Source organism: Halorhodospira abdelmalekii (assembly GCF_016583625.1).
GTDB lineage: Bacteria > Pseudomonadota > Gammaproteobacteria > Nitrococcales > Halorhodospiraceae > Halorhodospira > Halorhodospira abdelmalekii.
In genome coordinates, this window is record NZ_NRRN01000103.1 from 1 (window position 1) to 2419 (window position 2419).

3 protein-coding genes and 1 pseudogene are annotated in these 2419 nt (G+C 63.0%); 2 read left to right on the forward strand and 2 right to left on the reverse strand.

Translation table 11 applies throughout. The features are described 5' to 3' along the window. The coding region (locus CKO15_RS13960) for a PIN domain-containing protein (RefSeq protein ID WP_207124151.1) at nucleotides 1-263 on the forward strand (263 nt) is incomplete at its 5' end. Between the two features lie 363 nt (nucleotides 264-626). Next, the gene (locus tag CKO15_RS13460) at nucleotides 627-1706 is read left to right on the forward strand and encodes a DNA-binding protein (RefSeq protein WP_200197286.1); all 1080 of its coding nucleotides are present in this window, start codon (nucleotides 627-629) and stop codon (nucleotides 1704-1706) included. Between the two features lie 106 nt (nucleotides 1707-1812). Here the strand turns inward: CKO15_RS13460 and CKO15_RS14280 are convergent, their stop codons facing one another. Then, nucleotides 1813-2025, reverse strand: a complete 213-nt coding sequence (locus CKO15_RS14280) for a helix-turn-helix domain-containing protein (protein ID WP_200197289.1) — start codon at nucleotides 2023-2025, stop codon at nucleotides 1813-1815. 81 nt (nucleotides 2026-2106) lie between these two features. Next, nucleotides 2107-2295: pseudogene (locus CKO15_RS13470) on the reverse strand (GreA/GreB family elongation factor); the annotation flags it as partial. Between the last annotated feature and the right edge of the window lie 124 nt (nucleotides 2296-2419).

A 2419-nucleotide genomic window follows, 5' to 3' on the forward strand; every position in this document is an offset into this window, starting at 1 on the left:
TGCCTGCAGAGGCACCCCAGCTTAGTGGAATGGCCCCACCACTTCCCGTGGAACGGGCCCACCACATCCGGTGGAATGGCCACCCCTCATCACGTGGAACAGGCCACCCACTTGACTGGAATCCCCACCCAGAGCTTGACCGAGTACGGGTACACGACTTCCAAGAGAAGAAGACCGACGTTAATCTCGCTGCTGATTTGATCGCTGGCGCTTGGATTGGTGACCGGGAGCAGCGACAAAAGATCATAACCCGCGCTGGTTAAGGTGTTGTGGGGCAGGTCTTTCAAGGTGGCGCGCGCTGCGCGGCGGCCGTGTCCAGTGTCCAATCGTAACCCACTGATTAATAGAATCCCACTCTCTTTGCTGTAGTCCCTCCGCGCCAGCCCGTGTGCTGCGCGGAGGTCTCTGTGCGTTGTGGCGGCGGTGCCGACCTAAGATTGCAACACATTGTTTCTTATGTTGCGATGTGGGCCTTTTTGATACCATATCGGTACGTACTATAAATAATATACAGTATTGCTATCGCCGCACGATCCAGGCCGACCCCTTATGGCCCCTGGGGTCTGGAGCGCCACCGCCCGACCCCACGGCCTATCGGCCACTGCCGCTACCGAGGAGACACCGCCATGCCTGCAGCCCGCCTGACCCTCGAAGAAGTCCGTAGCGCCGTGCTCGCCTGCCTCGGCGAGTGTCAGGCGCCGAGCGCCGATCGGCTGATCGAGCGCATCGGCCACGGCTCCAAGACCACCGTGCTCAAGTTGAGGGCGCAGGTGCTCGAAGAGCTGCGCGATCACTTCACCGGTCACGTACCGAGTGGCTTCCCCGAGGCGCTGCACGAACCCTTGGAGGCCTTCTGGTACGAGGCGCAGCGGGTCGCTCACGACGAGCTCGCCGAGCAGCGACAGCGGCTAGAGCAGGAGAGGGCGCGGCTCGACGCCGAACACGAGCAGATGCGGCGCGAGATCGCGGCGGCCGACGCTCGCACCGAACAGGCACGGCAGGAGCGCATTCAGGCCGAACAGCTCACCGAGGAGCGAGCCCGGCAGATCGAGCAGCTGCGCCAGGAGCGTGACGAGGCCCGCCAGGAGACCACAGCACTGCGCCAAGAGCACGAGGCCGAGCGCCGGGAGTGGCTCGCCACCCACGAGCAGACCCGAGAGCGCCTAGAGGAGCAGATCGCCAACCACCAACGCGCGGCTCAGGAGTTAGAGGCCGAGCTGACCCGTGAGCGGGAGCACCGGGAGTGGCAGGAGCAGCAGTACATCGGGCGCTTTAACGAGGTCAGTAACGCCCGCGACGCCGCAAACCAAGCGCTCAAGGAGGCGCAGGCGCGGCATAAGAAGGTGCAGGACGAACTACGGACCAAGCTCGAAGCGGTACAGTCTCGCTGTACCGAACTCGATGCCGCACAGCGCGCCCTAGAGCAAGAGCGCGTGCAGTGGCAAGCCGAGCAGCAACGATGGCAGGCGGCCGAGGAGCGGTGGGCGGAAGAGCGGCGGCAGTGGCAGGAGCAGCAGCGGGGGTGGCGGGAGCAGTTGGAGCAGCTGCAGGCGGAGTGGCGACAGCAGCGCGAGGCGATGGAGACGCAGCGCGCCGATCTGGAACGCCAGCGCGATGAGGCAAAGACGGAGGTGGTGCAGGCGCGCGAGGAGCGGGCGCAGGTGTTGCGGTATTTGGAGGGGAGGGGGAGTGGAGGCGGGGAGTGAGGAGGGCCGTAAAGCAGCCTAACCGGCCCGCTTACCCTACCTCCTGGTCGGTATATGATCAGTCAGGTCGTGACACCTGCGCGATAAAAGGGGCGTGTCACCTTGCTTAGGCGACCGCTTGGATGCCGTTCCTCTCGATCAGCGTCAGCAAGCGTAACGCTGGACCGCCAGGTCGCTTCACGCCACGCTCCCAGTCGGAGACCAGGTTCTTGCTGACGTTGAGGTAGCGGGCAAACACAGGCTGAGACAGGTGCTCACGCTCCCGCAGGGCGCGGATCTCCTCAGGGGACAGGGGCTTCTGATAGAGGAGCGGGATCATGGGTAAGCAGCGTAGCCGCGGTGAGTGGCGGCGTTTGGTGGGGGGTTGGGAGCGAAGTGGTCTGGGTCTGACCCAAGAGTTCTACAGAGCGGGAGCCGCTGGCTGATATACGACTTCCTCGATGCGGACACGCAAAAGACCTCCGCCAGGCTTTGGCCATTCGATTTCATCTCCCTGAGAAAGGCCGAGTAGAGCGCTTCCCACAGGAGCAAGTATCGAAATCTTGCTACCACTCGAGTCCATATCCTTTGGATAAACCAACTTTAGGGAGACACTGATTTATTCCGGCCCTGCCGTTCCGCTGTCGGTCCGGAGTTGAGATAATACGGCTCTGGCCCACAACCGAGAGTGCGCCCCCGATGCAATCGAGCTTCTCTGATCTGGAATATGCCGC

Coding starts and splice junctions, on each gene's coding strand:
- CKO15_RS14280 (WP_200197289.1), bottom strand. CDS start 2,025: ATGATCCCGCTCCTCTATCAGAAGCCCCTGTCCCCTGAGGAGATCCGC.
- CKO15_RS13460 (WP_200197286.1), top strand. CDS start 627: ATGCCTGCAGCCCGCCTGACCCTCGAAGAAGTCCGTAGCGCCGTGCTC.